Annotated in this window: 20 protein-coding genes and 2 pseudogenes; 4 read left to right on the top strand and 18 right to left on the bottom strand. The window is 37.5% G+C overall.

The features are described 5' to 3' along the window. Window positions 1-768 carry a hypothetical protein gene (locus tag NLX82_RS19900; RefSeq protein ID WP_254348887.1) on the bottom strand — a complete coding sequence of 256 codons (768 nt, stop codon included), beginning with the start codon at window positions 766-768 and terminating at the stop codon, window positions 1-3. A 79-nt stretch (window positions 769-847) separates the two neighbouring features. Here NLX82_RS19900 and NLX82_RS19895 point away from each other — a divergent pair, with 79 nt between their 5' ends. Next, window positions 848-1,198, top strand: a complete 351-nt coding sequence (locus NLX82_RS19895; protein ID WP_254348886.1) for a hypothetical protein — start codon at window positions 848-850, stop codon at window positions 1,196-1,198. Between the two features lie 53 nt (window positions 1,199-1,251). Here the strand turns inward: NLX82_RS19895 and NLX82_RS19890 are convergent, their stop codons facing one another. After that, window positions 1,252-1,680, bottom strand: a complete 429-nt coding sequence (locus NLX82_RS19890; protein WP_302055903.1) for a NucA/NucB deoxyribonuclease domain-containing protein — start codon at window positions 1,678-1,680, stop codon at window positions 1,252-1,254. A 243-nt stretch (window positions 1,681-1,923) separates the two neighbouring features. Here NLX82_RS19890 and NLX82_RS19885 point away from each other — a divergent pair, with 243 nt between their 5' ends. Further along, window positions 1,924-2,880 carry an SPRY domain-containing protein gene (locus NLX82_RS19885; protein ID WP_254348885.1) on the top strand — a complete coding sequence of 319 codons (957 nt, stop codon included), beginning with the start codon at window positions 1,924-1,926 and terminating at the stop codon, window positions 2,878-2,880. A 25-nt stretch (window positions 2,881-2,905) separates the two neighbouring features. On the opposite strand, the gene NLX82_RS19880 is transcribed toward NLX82_RS19885, so the two are convergent. The 16 genes and pseudogenes from NLX82_RS19880 to NLX82_RS19805 form a co-directional block, all read right to left on the bottom strand. After that, window positions 2,906-3,139: a hypothetical protein gene (locus NLX82_RS19880; protein WP_254348884.1), complete on the bottom strand. Its 234-nt coding sequence runs from the start codon at window positions 3,137-3,139 to the stop codon at window positions 2,906-2,908. Window positions 3,140-3,325: 186 nt separating this feature from the next. Continuing rightward, window positions 3,326-4,493 (bottom strand): annotated as a pseudogene (locus tag NLX82_RS19875) (hypothetical protein). A 169-nt stretch (window positions 4,494-4,662) separates the two neighbouring features. Beyond that, window positions 4,663-4,827: a hypothetical protein gene (locus NLX82_RS19870; protein ID WP_254348883.1), complete on the bottom strand. Its 165-nt coding sequence runs from the start codon at window positions 4,825-4,827 to the stop codon at window positions 4,663-4,665. A gap of 98 nt (window positions 4,828-4,925) precedes the next feature. Continuing rightward, entirely contained in the window at window positions 4,926-5,156 is a 231-nt protein-coding gene (locus NLX82_RS19865; RefSeq protein WP_254348882.1) for a hypothetical protein, read from the bottom strand. Beyond that, complete coding sequence (locus NLX82_RS19860) at window positions 5,140-5,472, bottom strand: DUF2500 domain-containing protein (protein WP_254348881.1); 333 nt, start codon at window positions 5,470-5,472, stop codon at window positions 5,140-5,142. Before NLX82_RS19860 ends, NLX82_RS19865 begins: the two co-directional genes overlap by 17 nt. A gap of 190 nt (window positions 5,473-5,662) precedes the next feature. After that, window positions 5,663-6,064, bottom strand: coding sequence for a hypothetical protein (locus tag NLX82_RS19855; RefSeq protein ID WP_254348880.1), 402 nt, complete (start codon window positions 6,062-6,064; stop codon window positions 5,663-5,665). Window positions 6,065-6,207: 143 nt separating this feature from the next. After that, window positions 6,208-6,534, bottom strand: a complete 327-nt coding sequence (locus NLX82_RS19850) for a DUF2500 family protein (protein WP_254348879.1) — start codon at window positions 6,532-6,534, stop codon at window positions 6,208-6,210. Between the two features lie 809 nt (window positions 6,535-7,343). Then, window positions 7,344-7,655: pseudogene (locus tag NLX82_RS19845) on the bottom strand (NucA/NucB deoxyribonuclease domain-containing protein); the annotation flags it as partial. A 232-nt stretch (window positions 7,656-7,887) separates the two neighbouring features. Then, the gene (locus tag NLX82_RS19840; RefSeq protein ID WP_254348877.1) at window positions 7,888-8,118 is read right to left on the bottom strand and encodes a hypothetical protein; all 231 of its coding nucleotides are present in this window, start codon (window positions 8,116-8,118) and stop codon (window positions 7,888-7,890) included. 450 nt (window positions 8,119-8,568) lie between these two features. Further along, window positions 8,569-8,838, bottom strand: coding sequence for a hypothetical protein (locus NLX82_RS19835; protein WP_254348876.1), 270 nt, complete (start codon window positions 8,836-8,838; stop codon window positions 8,569-8,571). Window positions 8,839-8,987: 149 nt separating this feature from the next. Next, window positions 8,988-9,323 carry a hypothetical protein gene (locus NLX82_RS19830; RefSeq protein WP_250271261.1) on the bottom strand — a complete coding sequence of 112 codons (336 nt, stop codon included), beginning with the start codon at window positions 9,321-9,323 and terminating at the stop codon, window positions 8,988-8,990. Window position 9,324: 1 nt separating this feature from the next. Continuing rightward, the gene (locus NLX82_RS19825; RefSeq protein WP_254348875.1) at window positions 9,325-11,214 is read right to left on the bottom strand and encodes a DEAD/DEAH box helicase; all 1,890 of its coding nucleotides are present in this window, start codon (window positions 11,212-11,214) and stop codon (window positions 9,325-9,327) included. Window positions 11,215-11,359: 145 nt separating this feature from the next. Next, entirely contained in the window at window positions 11,360-11,758 is a 399-nt protein-coding gene (locus NLX82_RS19820) for a phage holin, LLH family (protein WP_254348874.1), read from the bottom strand. Between the two features lie 148 nt (window positions 11,759-11,906). Next, complete coding sequence (locus NLX82_RS19815) at window positions 11,907-12,863, bottom strand: GH25 family lysozyme (protein WP_254348873.1); 957 nt, start codon at window positions 12,861-12,863, stop codon at window positions 11,907-11,909. After that, window positions 12,841-13,344, bottom strand: coding sequence for a phage holin family protein (locus tag NLX82_RS19810; protein WP_254348872.1), 504 nt, complete (start codon window positions 13,342-13,344; stop codon window positions 12,841-12,843). Before NLX82_RS19810 ends, NLX82_RS19815 begins: the two co-directional genes overlap by 23 nt. After that, window positions 13,319-13,540 (bottom strand): hypothetical protein, encoded by a 222-nt coding sequence (locus NLX82_RS19805; RefSeq protein ID WP_254348871.1) that lies wholly within the window; start codon window positions 13,538-13,540, stop codon window positions 13,319-13,321. The genes NLX82_RS19810 and NLX82_RS19805 overlap by 26 nt, the downstream gene beginning before the upstream one ends. A 227-nt stretch (window positions 13,541-13,767) precedes the next feature. Here NLX82_RS19805 and NLX82_RS19800 point away from each other — a divergent pair, with 227 nt between their 5' ends. Next, on the top strand, window positions 13,768-14,373 hold the full coding sequence (locus tag NLX82_RS19800) for a CPBP family intramembrane glutamic endopeptidase (protein WP_254348870.1): 606 nt from the start codon (window positions 13,768-13,770) through the stop codon (window positions 14,371-14,373). Window positions 14,374-14,452: 79 nt separating this feature from the next. After that, complete coding sequence (locus tag NLX82_RS19795; RefSeq protein ID WP_254348869.1) at window positions 14,453-14,842, top strand: hypothetical protein; 390 nt, start codon at window positions 14,453-14,455, stop codon at window positions 14,840-14,842. Window positions 14,843-15,371: the final 529 nt, after the last annotated feature.

Here is a 15,371-nt window from a genome sequence, read left to right as displayed (position 1 = left end):
TTATTCATAAGTATTAATAAGTACTAGTTTAGAGCTATTTCCGTGAACTACTATCTCAGCTTCAGTTATTACCCCTATCATTGATTTGAAAAGCCCTTTCTGCCCTAATGCAACTGGGTTCCAACCATATTTTAAAGTGTGATCAAAACTACCAGGACCAGCGCCTAAAGCAAAACCTTGCGATTGAGAATCTGTAGGGCCATTTCTCATCATACCATTTTGTCCAAGTCTAAATTTTTTTGCAGTTATTGAAACTGGAGTGGTATAGTCATTTATTCTCCAGCCTCCATTTGCGCTTACTAGACTACCATAAAAAACACCATTTTCATCAGTAGACTTTGCCATATAAAAAGTCGAATAAGTAGTTACTGAAACACTGTCATCTGATTTTGATTCAGATCTTGAACTATCATACACTGCAGCGGCAGAAATAGCGTAGATATTCATCTCATTACTTTCATTTACATTGGAAATCCTTAACGATTGGTTAACTTCTCTACCTACCAGCTTAGCTGTTCTGTATGTTTTGACATCAAACTCTTTCCCATCAATATTGTAAGTAGACTCTGTTACAGCACTTCCAATATCCAAGTCGCTGATTCCTTTTTTAGCACGATCAATGACTTCTTCTACATTTAAAGCTTTGTCCACCTGGTATGTAGCTTTTCCCTCAAGGTCGACTACGTTAGAACTTGAGTCTGCGAAAGCAAAAGTTGGCGCTAGTAAAAGAGCTCCTACAACTGACAAAATAATTAATTTTTTCTTCATTAATTTTCCTCCTTTTGTATGTTATGATACTATTATTAAGCAATTGCATAAATAAAACAACCCTTTTGGAGGAAAAATAATGAAAAAATTATTATTATTTGTATGGTTTATAGGATTTATGTTATTTTTGAAATTAATAAATGTGTTTGATGAATATTTCCAAAATCAAATGTCAATTACTTTCAAATATCAACCTTATTTAACTTATGAGTGGATTTTATACGTATTACTAGGGATATACTTTTCGTTAATTTTTACTGGAAGTTTGAAATTTGTATTCAAAAAAAATGTTTTTATTTTTGCCTTCATCCCCGCTCTTTTAGTCATAATTTATTATTTAGCAGGAAATTATCTATCTTCAAATCTTAACTTAATATTTATGTTGTCTGGCTCCTTATTATCGTACAGCTTGTTAGGAGAAAAAAAATAACTTTCAGAAAAAGGACTCATACCAGTTTAAGAAGCTGGAATGAGTCCTTTTCTTTATTTCACTATAAATCTTACCTTGGTTCCATCAGCATACTTATCTAGCTGGTGACTTACCCATGATCCTGCTCCCCGGTTATCGCTAGGGGTTATGTATCTGATATCAGCGCCTGCGCCACCTTCAGCACACATTGCCATTGGCCATTCATCGCGGTCATATCCTTTTTTAGTCGGAACACCTTTTAGAGACTCTTTCCTGTTTTCCTCAGCTCCATCCCTATCAATTGTACATACCGCTGAATGTCCAACTGCTATAGCATCTTTGATATGTGCTCCGGTTTCAGGGTAACGTGAACTTGGGAACTCCAACGTATACCCAGATGCTGCTTGCTGACTCATTGCTGTCGGTTCAGCATAGACACCTTGTACGGAAAAAATAGTGGCTAGTAAAAATACGATTAATCCTCTTACAAATCCTTTTATCATACGACACCTCCATAGTATTTAAATCTTCTCAATACTATATTGGGAGACATGTCGAAGTATCACGTAAATTGTCGTGAAATAAAATAAGGTGTACCAGATATACAACAGTAGATCCTTGTTGCTTTCTAAAAATTTAAATACATTATTAAACTTATATTTGAATATATAGACATTAATGTTTAGACATTCCTATAATTGAGTTTTATAATTCAGTTTGTTTTTACATAATTTTAGGAGGAAGTCATGAATAATAAAATGTTCAAAAAGTTTGGGAGTATCTTGTTAGCATTATTTATTGGAGTTTCCGTGTTATCATTATTTCCTACAGTTACAAAAGCAGAAACTGCCAATGTGACCTGGTCAGATGGGTCTCTAACAAAAACAATTCCTCAATGGAATCAAACCGATATTGCTAATGTAGGAAAGAGCTCAGGGAAATGGTATTGGGAAGTAACTCTTGATAAAGGAATTGGGAATATAGGAATCGCTAGTTCAGACAAGAAAAAACAAATCAGTTACGAGAGTAACACTGGACGGAATTATGGTCCCACAAGCCCTTCCTTTGGTACCGGTCAATACGATTATGGGAAAGTTTTCAAGGCAAATGATGTTATATCGGTTGCTTTAGATTTAGAGAATAATACAATAACCTTTTACAACAACGGAATATCACAGGGTGTTTCAAAGTATACCCCTTCTTTAGTCGGTACTCCTATACATCCATTGATAAGAAATGGTCTATTAGACGGCCCTACTATATTTACGGCTAATTTCGGGGCTAGTGATTTTAAATATCCAGTACCTGAAGGATTTTTGCCTTACCAAGAATCAGGCGCATCAACACCCAATCCAACTCCAGATCCTAATCCCGTGCCTGTAGATCCGACGCCAAATCCAGACCCAACACCAGACCCTGATCCGTCCAAACCTACTGAGCCAACCGAACCAGCACAACCAACTGGCGATCGTGCTATTCTGACTGTAACAATGGATAATGGATTCGATAAAGAATTCGATCTAAGTAAAAAAGAACTCAGCGCATTCATCGCCTGGTATGACGCTAAAGATGCCGGAAGAGGTCCTTCATTCTTTTCCATTGATAAGCACAATAACAACAAAGGTCCATTCAGCAACCGCAAAGACTACGTAATCTTCAACAAAATTCTTACGTTTGAAGTAAGTGAGTATTCAACTAAATAATAAACAACAAAGGACTCCGTATTGGTTACATACCAGCGGAGTTCTTCTTTACATCTACTCTAAATTCAAACTGATTCCGTATGTAATACGCTCCGGCAATCTTAACCGAATCAGGCGAAAACTTTTCTATAGTTCCGCCATAGTCTACAACCGACACCATATCCTCTCCCAACGACTGAACAACGTACACTCTTGTTTGGTTTAATGCAGCTGCAAATAATTCTATTTCTGACTTTAACACTTTATATGTATGGTTCATGCTGATCACCTCAGGATAGTTATTCGGTGAATTGTGTGATAATTCCTGTAACGAAGAAAACTCTGCCGACCATAAGGTTAGCAGAGCTTTTTTGTTATCTAAGCTTAGGAACCTCCAACGGTAGCATTAAGCTGAATAGGGTGCTGGTCATAAGCATGATTAGGCCCACTCACAATAAATAAAAAACTAGCTGCGACGATCAGAAGAACCATTTTTCTCAACATTGTTTAACCACACCTTTTCAATAAGATTTAAAAACTCTTCTTTGAACTCAGGAACTGCATGTGTTCTAAACTTCACGAATAGCCCCATGCAGTTTATAAAATAAGTTTCGTTATTTATTATATGTGACTTTACCATTGCATACATCAAATGTTTAAAGCCATCACCGTATGATCCTCTATATAAATAATAATAAGCTAACTCGTATCCAAATCGTGCATATTGTTCTGGTATAACTTGACTAGTATACATATCGGATGATGGCTGCACCTTCTGAGTAAACGAATTAATTATAGTTTCAAAACGTCTAAGTATATCGTCTATATCTAGTTGATACTGGTTAGCTGCAAGCAGTAAGTTCAATATCTTAGTTACCATTTCTTTATCTACTTTTGATTGGGCAATGTATTCAACATAATCTGGAAGCACACTTGTATCACCGGACAAAAGTTTATAAATGTAACTATTACATTGCGCCCAATCCCTATAAAGATTTAGCCAATATAAAGTATCTTCGTCTGTCTCCAATACCCAATCTAAATCAGTGTAGGCATATGTATATTCTAGAGCTTGTTGATAATCGCCTTGGGCTTCGCAGACACTTGCACATAGTAAATCGGCATATGTGATGTACACAAACAAGGGACGACTTAACTTCTTAGCAGGTTCGTCACACTGTCGTTTCTTCTGTTGATGTTTAATTGCATATTGGATTTCCGCTTTTTCTCTCATTTTTCTTGCCATTTCATCGACCTTGTTCCACTTACACAATGAACGATACAAATTCGCTAAGTCCTTCAATGCGTCAAGTTGGTCTATTTCATTCAATCGCTCAACAAACCAACTTGCCCAATTCCGCACAGCGAAACAAAAACGGCTCGATTCGCCTCATATTCGGGGGATGGTCGATGATAAAGTTTTCTATAAACAGATCATAAAAGTGACCTTCTGGTAAGCCCATAGCCTCAGTAATTAGATCAAGTTGGTTAATAGACATAGACTTATTCCCTGACACAATGGCGCTTACCGCTCCCCTATTCATACCTGCTATATGTCCAAACTCCGTCATGCTCAAACCTTCTTGTTGTAGGTATCTGTCTAATTCTGCTCGAATCGTAGGTGTATGCTTCATGCCATGCCCACCTCTCGCATAAAAATTCCATATTTTTTAAAAGATACTTCATTTTTCACTAGAATTAACCATCTGTCAATATGTTATGCAACTAATGTCAAAATCATATTTTAAGCATAATAAAAACAAAAAACATTCTCCCTTCACCGCAAAGGTTAGTGGAGAGTGGTTAATCACTATTTTTTTCTTCATTCTCGTTATTCTTATTCTTTTTCTCAGCAATAAGTAAACCTAGCAGTATATATCCTCGGTACACTAATCCAATTAAAAGAACTCCACCAGCAATAGAAAGGAGTATAACTAAAATATTAAGTATAAATAAAAATAGCTCCAAAAAGACACCTCCAAAGTAAATTAGCCTTACTTATCCTATAGTAATTGTCATGTCGAAGTATCGCATAGATTGTCACAAAACAAAAAAAGACTCGCTAGTTACCCAGCGGAGTCCTTTTTCACATCTACTCTAAATTCAAACTGCTTACGGAAGAAATAAGATCCGTTAATTTTGATCGACTCCGGTGTGAATTTCTCGACCGGTCCGCCGTAGTCCACGATATCTATCAAATCCTCATCCAACGACTGAACAACGTACACTCTTGCTTGACTTAATGCAGCTGCAAATAGTTCTATATCCGACTTTAACACTTTATATGTGTGGTTCATTCTGATCACTTCGCTTTAAGATACGTTCTGCCTGTACCCAGTCTCCCTGCTTTGTAACCTTGACCTCATCGCCAACAACAAATAGACCATACTTTTTTTCAGGTACACTTACTTCTTCACGTTCGAGGTCTTCAAATTCACAAGTCAGATAATAAAACTTTAAAGAGCTCCCTTCGCTCCATTGTACCCGCTTATCAACCACTGTTGCATTTCTTACTATTATTGGCTGTTTAGCATTTTTCTCATCGTTTCGCATTAACGCAATAAATCCCCATACTATTAATCCAATAACAATTAATAAAACAATCCACCCCATAATTGTCCCTCCATAAGAAATTCCAAATAAATTTCTTTATACTAAGTACATTATTTTAAGTGTTGCTCCTTTCCCTTTAGGCGGAGCATTTAATATCTCATCATTTGGCTTTTTTAAGCTATACATAGCATCACAATAGGAAGGCATATATGGTTATTCTATAGAATAAATTTCGCTCCCTCTAGATTTTTTAAAGTTTATCAATAAACTCTTGGGCTAAACGCTTTGAAGTAAATCTAGGACAGCCTACCATATTTATCATTAGCCCTAATACTCCAGATATGATTGCAATTACAACAGAAGCACCTAAATTCTCAAATAAATAGTCACCTATCATCCAGCCCGCTATGCCACAAGCTAGACCAAATACAACAGTCATAATTAGACATGTTACAGGAACAAAAAGAAGAAGTAGGCACACGATAAAAACCCAAGCACCAACCCACCATTCTCCCTCTGGCCACCAAGTTCTATCAGCCCATATACCAGTAACTACACACAGAAACAAAATTTCAGCTAGAACAAACCCCTCTGCAAAACCAGCAGTTTTGTAATCTCTAATACCCTCCGCTACTTCTCTTCTAATACTCAATACAATCACCCTTACGTATGTTAATATTATACATACAATATTGCTTTCACACACTTGAAAACACCCTACCAGCTTAGCCAATAGGGTGCCACGGCGCTTCAAAATGTGTTGTTATCAGTACGCAAGTAGAACCTCAATGCTTATTAATTGCCAACAACTCTCTCGACCTTTGAAAATGTACCTTGCTGAAGTACAATAACTCTATCTCCAACAATAGTTACTCCGTATTCAGATTCAGGTGCTTCAAATTCTCCCCTTTCTCCATCTTCAAATTCACAGGTAAAATAGTAGTATCTAATCGAACTGTCTTCCTTTTGGTACATTCGCTTATCAAGTACCTTAGCCACACGGGTCACAATAGGCTTCTTTTTGTTGTCCATGTCTTCCCATGTTTGCATTATAATCGGTATTATACAAAAAACAGAAAAAGCACCAATAACAAAAATCCACAAAATAGCTTGTTCTCCCATATATAAACACTTCCTCCTAACATACTCAAAATCCAAATGTTATATTATTCCTTTACGCTATTACAGTTTATAAGTTTCATATTTAAATCCCTGTATGGTTTATAAAATTATACACTGCATTATTAATATAATATCGGAAATTGAGCTGTTTAATTTGATATCTTTTCAACGGGAAACAGAAAAATACCCCACCAGCGTATGCCAGCAGGGTATCACCGATGCTTTCTGATTGCACAACGGTGCTTCCGTATGTGTTGTTATCAGTATAATTGGTTTGGGTGATTCTGTAAATACTATATATAGATTATGCTGATCCCCTTAATTAGCTATTCGGTGTTTGACTTGATAATTCCTTAAACAAAAAGAACTCTAACGACCTATTAAGGCCAGTAGGGTTCTTTTCGCAACTATCTAATCGATTAGATAATTATATTTGTTTATAAGGTGCCATGATCAGCCCCCATTTAGGGAGCCGACCAAAACACCCCTAAAAGTCTAATCGCGTATCTTTAATATCTTTTGACTAATTTCGATAACACAGCTTCTTATATTTTTTGTACCCATTCATTATTTTCACTTTAACTCTTCATTAAAAAATAGAACAGAAGACTATTACCCAGAAATCCCACCAACGTTATCAATAATACTCCGCTAATTAGTAAGACAAACAGTCTATAGAAATATTTATTCATTTCCAGTCTCCTTTATCGCAATATTGCATGCTTTTAGGAGCTTTTATATTTTGGCCGGACATCATTACAATGATAAGTCCATTTATAAAATTTGTCAAAAGACATTGGAAGAAAATTTTATTTAATAATAAACTCTACTTTCGTTCCATCTATATACTCTTCTAGCTTATGGCCTACCCATGAACCTGCCCCACGATTATCCTTTGGACTTATGTACTTAATGTCTGCACCCTCTCCACCTTCCGTGCACATCGCCATAGGCCACTCGTCGCGATCCTTGCCCTTCTTGGTGGGTACACCTTTCAATGACAACTCACGGTTATGGTCTGCACCCTCACGGTCTATGGTGCATACTGGTGACTTACCGGCTGCTATAGCCTCTTTAATATACTGAGCTGTCTCCGGGTACTTTGCGGACGGAAATTCCAGCTGCAATGTCGCGCCTGTTGTAACTGTATGTGACTGTATTTGCTTGGAAGCCGTAGGAGCATTGTGACCTTGTGGAACTGGCATTCCATTGTAGATAACTAATCCCATGGTAACTGCTAATATTGCGCTTACTATTAGTCCTTTGATGCTCTTCAAATTTCATCCCCCTAAACATAAAAATAATACCCCACATATTAGTTAGTAGGGTATTAAAGCTACATCTTCAAAATTTTTAACGATGTGTTTTGGTACCGTACTTCCCAGTTATCGGGTTTCGATTGCCCTTTGTGCTCCAGTTATTACTGAAACTATGATCTCGATCTGAGCGGTAATGTGGAGCAACATGAGTACCGTTCTTCTTAGTATAGCCATGTACATATGTACGAGCAGAAGCAGCGCTGATAAATCCAAAACACATGACCACAGCCAATGCAGTTACCGTTAGTTTTTTCAAGAGTTTCATTCTATCACCTCTCCCATTTTCAATACAAAAGCATTACTTTAGACCTAATCATTATATATATGTTGGGGGATTTTGTAAATAAAAAAACACCCAATATCCGTAAATAAAGGGTGTTTTTTCTGAAACTCATTTCATTATATTTGTATATTAGCCGTGTTCCCTTCAGGGAGCAAGGGATACACGACTAGTACTCTTCTTATTTATTTTTATTATCCCAAGCATTTGAATCTCATCAAAAGTAAAAGGCTAAAAATGGGTTACGCTAATATTAAAAAGCCTTTTCAATCAATAAAGCCAAAACAAGTGCAATATATGTCATTCTAACCATCTTATAAATGAATTGCTCTGTAAGTTTCATAATAAGACCTCCTTAATTAAGAGAGATCCTAGTCGTATCATTATCATACCATACACCCTAGAAATAAAGACAACCAATCAAGAAGATTCACTTCAAATTATTATGTAATATCGAATTTCAAGCGTTGCTCCTTTCCCTTTAGGCGGAGTATTTAATATCTCATCATTTGGCTTTTTTAAGCTATACATAGCATCACAACAGGAAGGCATAGCATGTTTTCCATCTTTCCCAGGATATCCACCTAATTCTCTATGGATCTCTCCAGAGTTAATGTCTATATATTTCGCTCCGTTACTGCGAGCTACATCAATTTGATGTTGTATTTCCTTCTTAAAATCATCTTTTGAAGGCAAAACGTTCACTATAATCCCCCTATATAAAAAATCACCCCACTCGCATACTCGGTGGGGTGTCACTGTGCTTTTGGACTGCTTAATAATGTGCTTCCGTACGCACTTAGGTATACACACAATATTCGCAGACACTCGGAATAGCATGATCAAAACAGCTTTTATGCAGCTAGTAATTTAAGTGTCTTCTCAAGTTCATGAGATCTGCCTAACTTAGTTAGAATTTCTGCGATAGTTACGAGTCGATCGTAAAGGATTATTGATTCTCCATTCTCGATCATCTCAATTTTCTGAATATAATTTTTCTTGTTGAAGTAATAATTAGTTACTATCCTTTTCCCTTCATCCATGAATACCACTTCTGCACACATGCCGTCTAAATAAGCATTGAAGTTTATGCTTAAATAATCTGGGTCAGCAAGATTGTGAAGTAAATCGTTAGGCCATATAGTATTCTTGAACATTGCATCATGTAAATCCAATATAAGATCGGACATTTTACTCATCCCTTTCTAAAGCAGATTTTATCATTTCGTAAAGGTGGTTTACAAGGTCTTCTAAAAACGTTTCTGCTTTATAAAAATCGCTCAAAACCCAAATGTCTCTTTCGCCAAATTCTTGTTTTAACTTAGTATTGAGATAAAGAGTAACAATTCCTGCATTATCTAGGGCTTCATTGTTTTTTATAAATGAGAATTTTGCCGGAATTGCCTTAGCGAATTCTCGTCCTAATTTATTCACATTAAAATCCGTAATCAGTTGTGCAGGTAAATCTTCATGAATCTTGGTGTTGAATTTCTGTCTAACTAACATTCTAAATTTCTTGGGCGATTTTAGAAGCGGGCTCTCTGCTTTTGGCTTTTCTTGGGATACAATGAAATTCCTTAAATCCTCCTCACTACTTTCCGGCATAATTGCCTTAAATGATTTTATTTTTTCTGCTATTTCAAGTTCATATTTCTTATTTTCTTCAATTAATTCCGTAGTAATATAGTAATCTGCTTCTACTTCAAGTAATCCATCAACTTCAACAGAAGCAATATTTTTATCGTACTCTTTGTTTGCAAGTTTCTTATTCAAGTCCCTCTCTGCTTTTTCTTGCTTAATAACTTCTTCAATCACCTGGCTTATTTTAAGTTCTTTTTGATACTCCAACCATAATGGCTCCAAACCAAGATCTCTGTGTGCAATAACTACACCGATATTATCACCAGGTTTACTAACTTCTTCTGCTTCAATATATCTCAAAATACGACCAATGAATTGAGAATAAGGAGCCAATGACTTAAAAGGCCTAAAGATAGCAGCAACGGATAAATATTTATGATCATATCCTTCACCTAACATCGCTACATGAATAATCGCATCATATCTATTATTTTCGATGTCCGTAAATATTTTTTCTCTAGTTTTTTTATCCAGATCACTATGAATAACAACGGCCCTCAAACCTTTTGAATCATACATCTCTTGTAACTTCTCTGCATGCTTGATACTACATGCAACTCCAATAATTTTATGCGGAATAGATGATCCGATCTTTTTCTGATTTAATGCTATAATACTTTGATCAATTATCTGCCAATTACACTCCTCAGAAAGGGCGACACTTCTCGCAATGAACTGTTCATCCTTCAAACCACGCTGTCTTAGTTCTTCAACAGAATATTTCTCACTTTCATCATCATCAATTGTTAAGTATAATTTGTCAGGAATTAGTCTAAAGTTTTCAAGAGATTTAACGATTTTTTTCTGCATCGCTCTTCCTAATCTATATTCAATTACTACTTTTCCTTCAATAGGCTTTCTATCTGTTCTGAAAGGTGTCCCAGTAAGTTTAACAACTTTTGCATTTTTGAAATAATTTAAAGCATTCTGCCATGTTTCTGCTGGTGAATGATGAGCTTCGTCTATAATAATCATATCAAAAAAATCAGAACTTACTTTCGTAAGTAACGAATTCCTGAAACGAGCACTTAGTTTATGAATATTAAGAATAATAACGTTGCTATTTTCAAGTTCTTCTTGGTTAATATCATTGTCAAACTCGTTAACTACGGGCAAATCCGTAAAAGTATTAAATACCTTTCGTTTAAGCCAAAAATTATCTGGCTCTGATGGATCTAAAGATTCAACGACATGATCTTTTATCACTAGTTGAGGCGTGATAACAAGTACTCTACCTTTCGAAATACCAAAAGGTACTAATCCCATAACACCTGTTTTCCCTGCCCCTGTTGGCAAAATGGCTACAGCATCTCTAGTAGAGTGGTCTTCATTAAAATGTTTAAAAATGTCAATATAAGCCAGAATTTGAGGTTCTCTTAATTCTTCATTATCTACTATATTCGGTTTAGAATTAATAAAATAATTCAAATCAACTGACATTTTAAATCCCCCTAATTACCCTTAATTTTCCTCATCCTTTCTTGTTTTTCGACATATGGTTCTAAATACCTCTATTTTTATGATAATAAAGTCCTGATTATAAATTTCCTACCAGCACAAACCGGTAGGAAATTACTTCTTCCGTTTATTCTACTGCTACTCCCGTTACATTCGCCTGTGGTGCTGGAGCAGTATCTTGATGAGTTTCAGGTACCGTGCTTTCCGTCGCATCTGGTCCTGTAGCCTGTGTGAGTATCGCCGTTACCTTAGCAGCCAAAGAAGATAAAGCGTCCTTAACCGCGGCCTGTGCTGCATCCTCGTTTGGCTCTGCTTCAGTAGCCAGCATTGTCTTTGTCTTGGCTTTGTATTCAAGGTATGCCTTCTCAATTGCAGACCTTAACTCTACTTGAGATACTACGATACCTTGACTGGAAAGAGTAAGTGAAGCATACTGCAAAGCCTCCTGAAGTTTGCGTTCTCCCCCAGCTTCTTTAAATGCTGTTTGAGCAAGAGCAAAGCCCTCTCCAGCAATTTTATGAATCACTTCACGTTGCGCTGCAGTTGTACGCGCTTCTAACCACACGTTAACCGTTTGTTCAGACCTCCTAAAACAAACGCTGTAAGCACACCCGCAGCGGCTATGGCGATGGTATTTACGTAAGGTTGTACAGTTTCGATAACTGCTTGCATGATTATTTTTCCCCTTTCGTTTTCAACGATGCGATTTTATTTTTTGAATCCCAAGACACTACCGCCCCATAAGCATCAGCAATTGGTCTGAGCTGCACATACACTGTACCCGCTACAAGTTGGACAGTTTGCAGCTTGGACCCATTTAAATAGGCTTCCTTGCTGGTATTGTCCCAACGATAAGACAAGCTCAAGGCATTTGCTAATGACCGCAGCGGCACATAAGTTCTGGACCCATACAGAAGTGCTTTCCCCGCTTTTTTGCCATTGACGCGAAACATGCCGGATGTAACAGATTCTGTCTCTTGTGCAGGGACGACAGTCCCGAATCGCTTACGCAACTGGTCCGCCGATCCATCAAATACGTTCAGGTCCGCGTTCCCTTTTATCCCGGCTACCTTGCCGCTATCGCTATATTGCCAAATATCCCAACGTTTCCACGTCACTGTGTCGCTCGGGACGCGGGTATCACTGTATCTGGCTATCCATAGTGGGTAACCGCCCAATGAGGCGTTAAAATTGGCGGCAAAGGCATTACCTGTATAGATAATGGGCTTGCGTCCTGTAAGTCGCTCCAGCTCGAGCAAGAAGGCCAAAGCTACAGCGCTAATAAGCGTTTTGGACAGGTTTCCGGGATTATTTTCATAATCCATTACAGGCGGTAAGTCTAGCGTTTTCCCACCACCTACCTGTTCCAATACTTCGGCAAAGTGCCGCGCTTCTGCTTTGGCTGCCTCAACGCTGATTGCGTCTACAAAGTGGTATGCTCCCAACAATACCCCGGCTGCTCTGGCTCCTTTTGCATTCGTGGTGAATGTAGGATCAACGTAATGCTGCCCCTGGCTGGCCTTGATGAAGGCAAATGAAACACCATCCGCCTTAACCGCCTTCCAATCAATCTTTCCTTGATAACGGGATACGTTAATCCCTTGAGCATTACGGCTGTTTCGTTGTTGCATCCTCTTTCTCTCCTTCCTGATTTCCACTTTTACTTTTCAGAACCTCGACAGCCTGCCGAATGATCGACGGAACTGGCGCGCCAAGCCTACCGCCGTTTTCGACTATCGACAGCAATTCATTTGCCATATAAAAATAGGCGACCGCATCCCTAAATAGGTGCGAATCGCCTAAGACACCATCAATTAGATGGGATACTGCTACCATTGCAAAAATAAATACCTTTCGAGCGATACCGATAAGACCAATCTTGCTTTTTAAGCCGGGTCCGGTTCCCTTCTTACCTTCTGCACCAGCGGCAAATAATCCGGTCGCATAATCAATAATGACCAGAGCAAGCAACACCCCCAATACTCCCGACCACCCACCATAGAAATATGTCACAGCGCTGCTTCCTAAAGCAGTACTGAACTTAAAAACCTCCCACTTATCCACCTTGCTTCCCCCGTCTCTCCGTTCAGGAAACTTTTCCTGAGCTATCATCGTCTACTATCTGTTCCTTTTCTTCTTGAGCCTGAATCTCTGCTAATGCATTTCCTACCGCTATATCCAAACCTATAAGTATTTCTTTCCGGCGTGCTGGCTGCGAAGCAATTACTGCAGAAATAACCTCAGTCAAATCCTCAACAGGCCTGGTTAGATCCAGTTGTATGTCCAATGTGGATTTTATCTTTGCCACGGGTTTCGTCACCTCCTCAAGACGCAAATAAGCCCCTGAGTTATCAGAGGCTTTCATACTTATATCTTAAATTGGTACTGCTGCTATAACGCTGCGGATTTTAAAGAGAAACATTGTTCTATTTATCTCCAAATAAACGCCAATCCATCACTACATATATTAGAGTTACAGAACAATTTATGGTAATATTAAACTATCAGCTGAAATTTATTAAAGGAAACAACAAAATGACTAAAAGTAAACTTATTCTCTTTATATTGTTTTTTTACATAGGCTGGACAATTAAGGAACTAACATTCCATCCAAAAATATCTGATTTGAATCTTTATTTGATATCATTCTTAATAAAACTGATTTTTTGGATCGGGCTGGTAGTCATTTATTTCGTATATATCGATCGAGTAAGGTTGCAACAAATCATTGACTACATAAAATTAAAACAAGATATTATCAAGGGAGTATTTACTGGTGGAATTATTGGATTATTATTGGTAGTAATCGAGGTTACTATCTTTAATGGTTTTAGATTTGACATAGGAATCAGATGGATCATTACACCATTAGCGGCATTTTCTGAAGAAGTGGTGTTCCGAGGATTCATTATGAATAAACTAAGAGACCATCGGGTAAAAGGAAATAACTTTATACAAGCCATACTTTTTATGGGGGTACACTTTCCAATAGGTATTATTTCAGGATATTCACTTCTTAACTATGTGACCATATTTCTCGTAGGATACATTCTTGGATTTATATATAAAAAGACTTCTTCGATATGGGCTCCAACGATTGCACATAGTGTCTACAATATTCTTATTTATTTAAGGCAGTGAATTTACCTATTCCTTTTAAGGTGGCAATCATTATTGCACTATCGGAGAATGAGAACTCAATTGAAAAGGGGGGATAAGAATGTGGAGAGATGCCCAACATGCTTGGAACCCAAACCAAAAGGAAATTAGAATATGGGCATACAGCGATATGAAAATACCGGACCAGGATTGGGAACTAGCTGTGAATAGCTTTGAAAACATACCCATGATATGCAACTTTGTCGATGACGAAAAATGCAAACACATTCCTTTTTTTCTAAGTAGTCTTTATGTTTTCACTGGTGATGTTGTTGAATCTGGAGAAGAGGAAGGTATAAAAGAATTATCCGTACTATTAGAAAAGGTGAGCACCTTCGCTAAGACTGAGGAGCTTAATGTCTGGATTGAACGCTCAAAACACCTTATACAACATCCAAGGGATTATAATTATGATTATTGGGGCTTGGGATCTAAGTATGTGTATAAATAAGAGTAAAGACCTCTCCAGTAACGAGAGGTCTTTCTATATATCTCTGTTGTATTTTATTTAATACCTTGGTAATACTGATTTTATTTCAATGCCGCTATAGCTTTATTTATTTCTTCTAGTTCAGTCTTCAATCCTCTTCATCTTTGTTGTGAAGGGATTATTTCGTAAGTTGCAGTATCATTCTTATCTGAGTAATCCCTCATTCAATACTACTTCCCTGGCACAAGTGCCACGAACCATGATCATTTTCCGCTGGATCGTGTCTAGTTTATTTAATGACCGTCCATGCTGATATCCCGTCGTAGGTAACAGTGTATTAAGCATGGCCTTAAGTTCTTCCAGCACTTGTTGTCCACTCTTACCTACGTTTCCGTTTGAATTCTTTGCACTAAACGTTAAATCGGTATCTCCCATACGTAAGTATGTGTATAGAGCATAGGATACGTCTGGACGAATAGATATAAGGAGCTCAAGTAATTCCTCTGCCGTATAGCTCTGTGACTTGATAAGGTCAATATTATGAGCCTGC

The sequence above is a fragment of the Paenibacillus sp. A3M_27_13 genome (genome assembly GCF_024213315.1).
GTDB classification, from domain to species: Bacteria; Bacillota; Bacilli; order Paenibacillales; family Paenibacillaceae; genus Paenibacillus; species Paenibacillus polymyxa_B.
This window is presented reverse-complemented; position numbering and strand designations above follow the sequence as displayed.

Excerpts from the sequence above, each read along its gene's own strand:
- NLX82_RS19865 (WP_254348882.1), bottom strand. The coding sequence starts at position 5,156 with ATGAACCACACATATAAAGTGTTAAAGTCGGATATAGAACTATTTGCA.
- NLX82_RS19895 (WP_254348886.1), top strand. The coding sequence starts at position 848 with ATGAAAAAATTATTATTATTTGTATGGTTTATAGGATTTATGTTATTT.
- NLX82_RS19890 (WP_302055903.1), bottom strand. The coding sequence starts at position 1,680 with ATGATAAAAGGATTTGTAAGAGGATTAATCGTATTTTTACTAGCCACT.
- NLX82_RS19795 (WP_254348869.1), top strand. The coding sequence starts at position 14,453 with ATGTGGAGAGATGCCCAACATGCTTGGAACCCAAACCAAAAGGAAATT.
- NLX82_RS19900 (WP_254348887.1), bottom strand. The coding sequence starts at position 768 with ATGAAGAAAAAATTAATTATTTTGTCAGTTGTAGGAGCTCTTTTACTA.
- NLX82_RS19860 (WP_254348881.1), bottom strand. The coding sequence starts at position 5,472 with ATGGGGTGGATTGTTTTATTAATTGTTATTGGATTAATAGTATGGGGA.
- NLX82_RS19885 (WP_254348885.1), top strand. The coding sequence starts at position 1,924 with ATGAATAATAAAATGTTCAAAAAGTTTGGGAGTATCTTGTTAGCATTA.
- NLX82_RS19800 (WP_254348870.1), top strand. The coding sequence starts at position 13,768 with ATGACTAAAAGTAAACTTATTCTCTTTATATTGTTTTTTTACATAGGC.
- NLX82_RS19850 (WP_254348879.1), bottom strand. The coding sequence starts at position 6,534 with ATGGGAGAACAAGCTATTTTGTGGATTTTTGTTATTGGTGCTTTTTCT.
- NLX82_RS19810 (WP_254348872.1), bottom strand. The coding sequence starts at position 13,344 with ATGATAGCTCAGGAAAAGTTTCCTGAACGGAGAGACGGGGGAAGCAAG.
- NLX82_RS19830 (WP_250271261.1), bottom strand. The coding sequence starts at position 9,323 with ATGTCCGATCTTATATTGGATTTACATGATGCAATGTTCAAGAATACT.
- NLX82_RS19840 (WP_254348877.1), bottom strand. The coding sequence starts at position 8,118 with ATGAAACTCTTGAAAAAACTAACGGTAACTGCATTGGCTGTGGTCATG.
- NLX82_RS19880 (WP_254348884.1), bottom strand. The coding sequence starts at position 3,139 with ATGAACCATACATATAAAGTGTTAAAGTCAGAAATAGAATTATTTGCA.
- NLX82_RS19825 (WP_254348875.1), bottom strand. The coding sequence starts at position 11,214 with ATGTCAGTTGATTTGAATTATTTTATTAATTCTAAACCGAATATAGTA.
- NLX82_RS19815 (WP_254348873.1), bottom strand. The coding sequence starts at position 12,863 with ATGCAACAACGAAACAGCCGTAATGCTCAAGGGATTAACGTATCCCGT.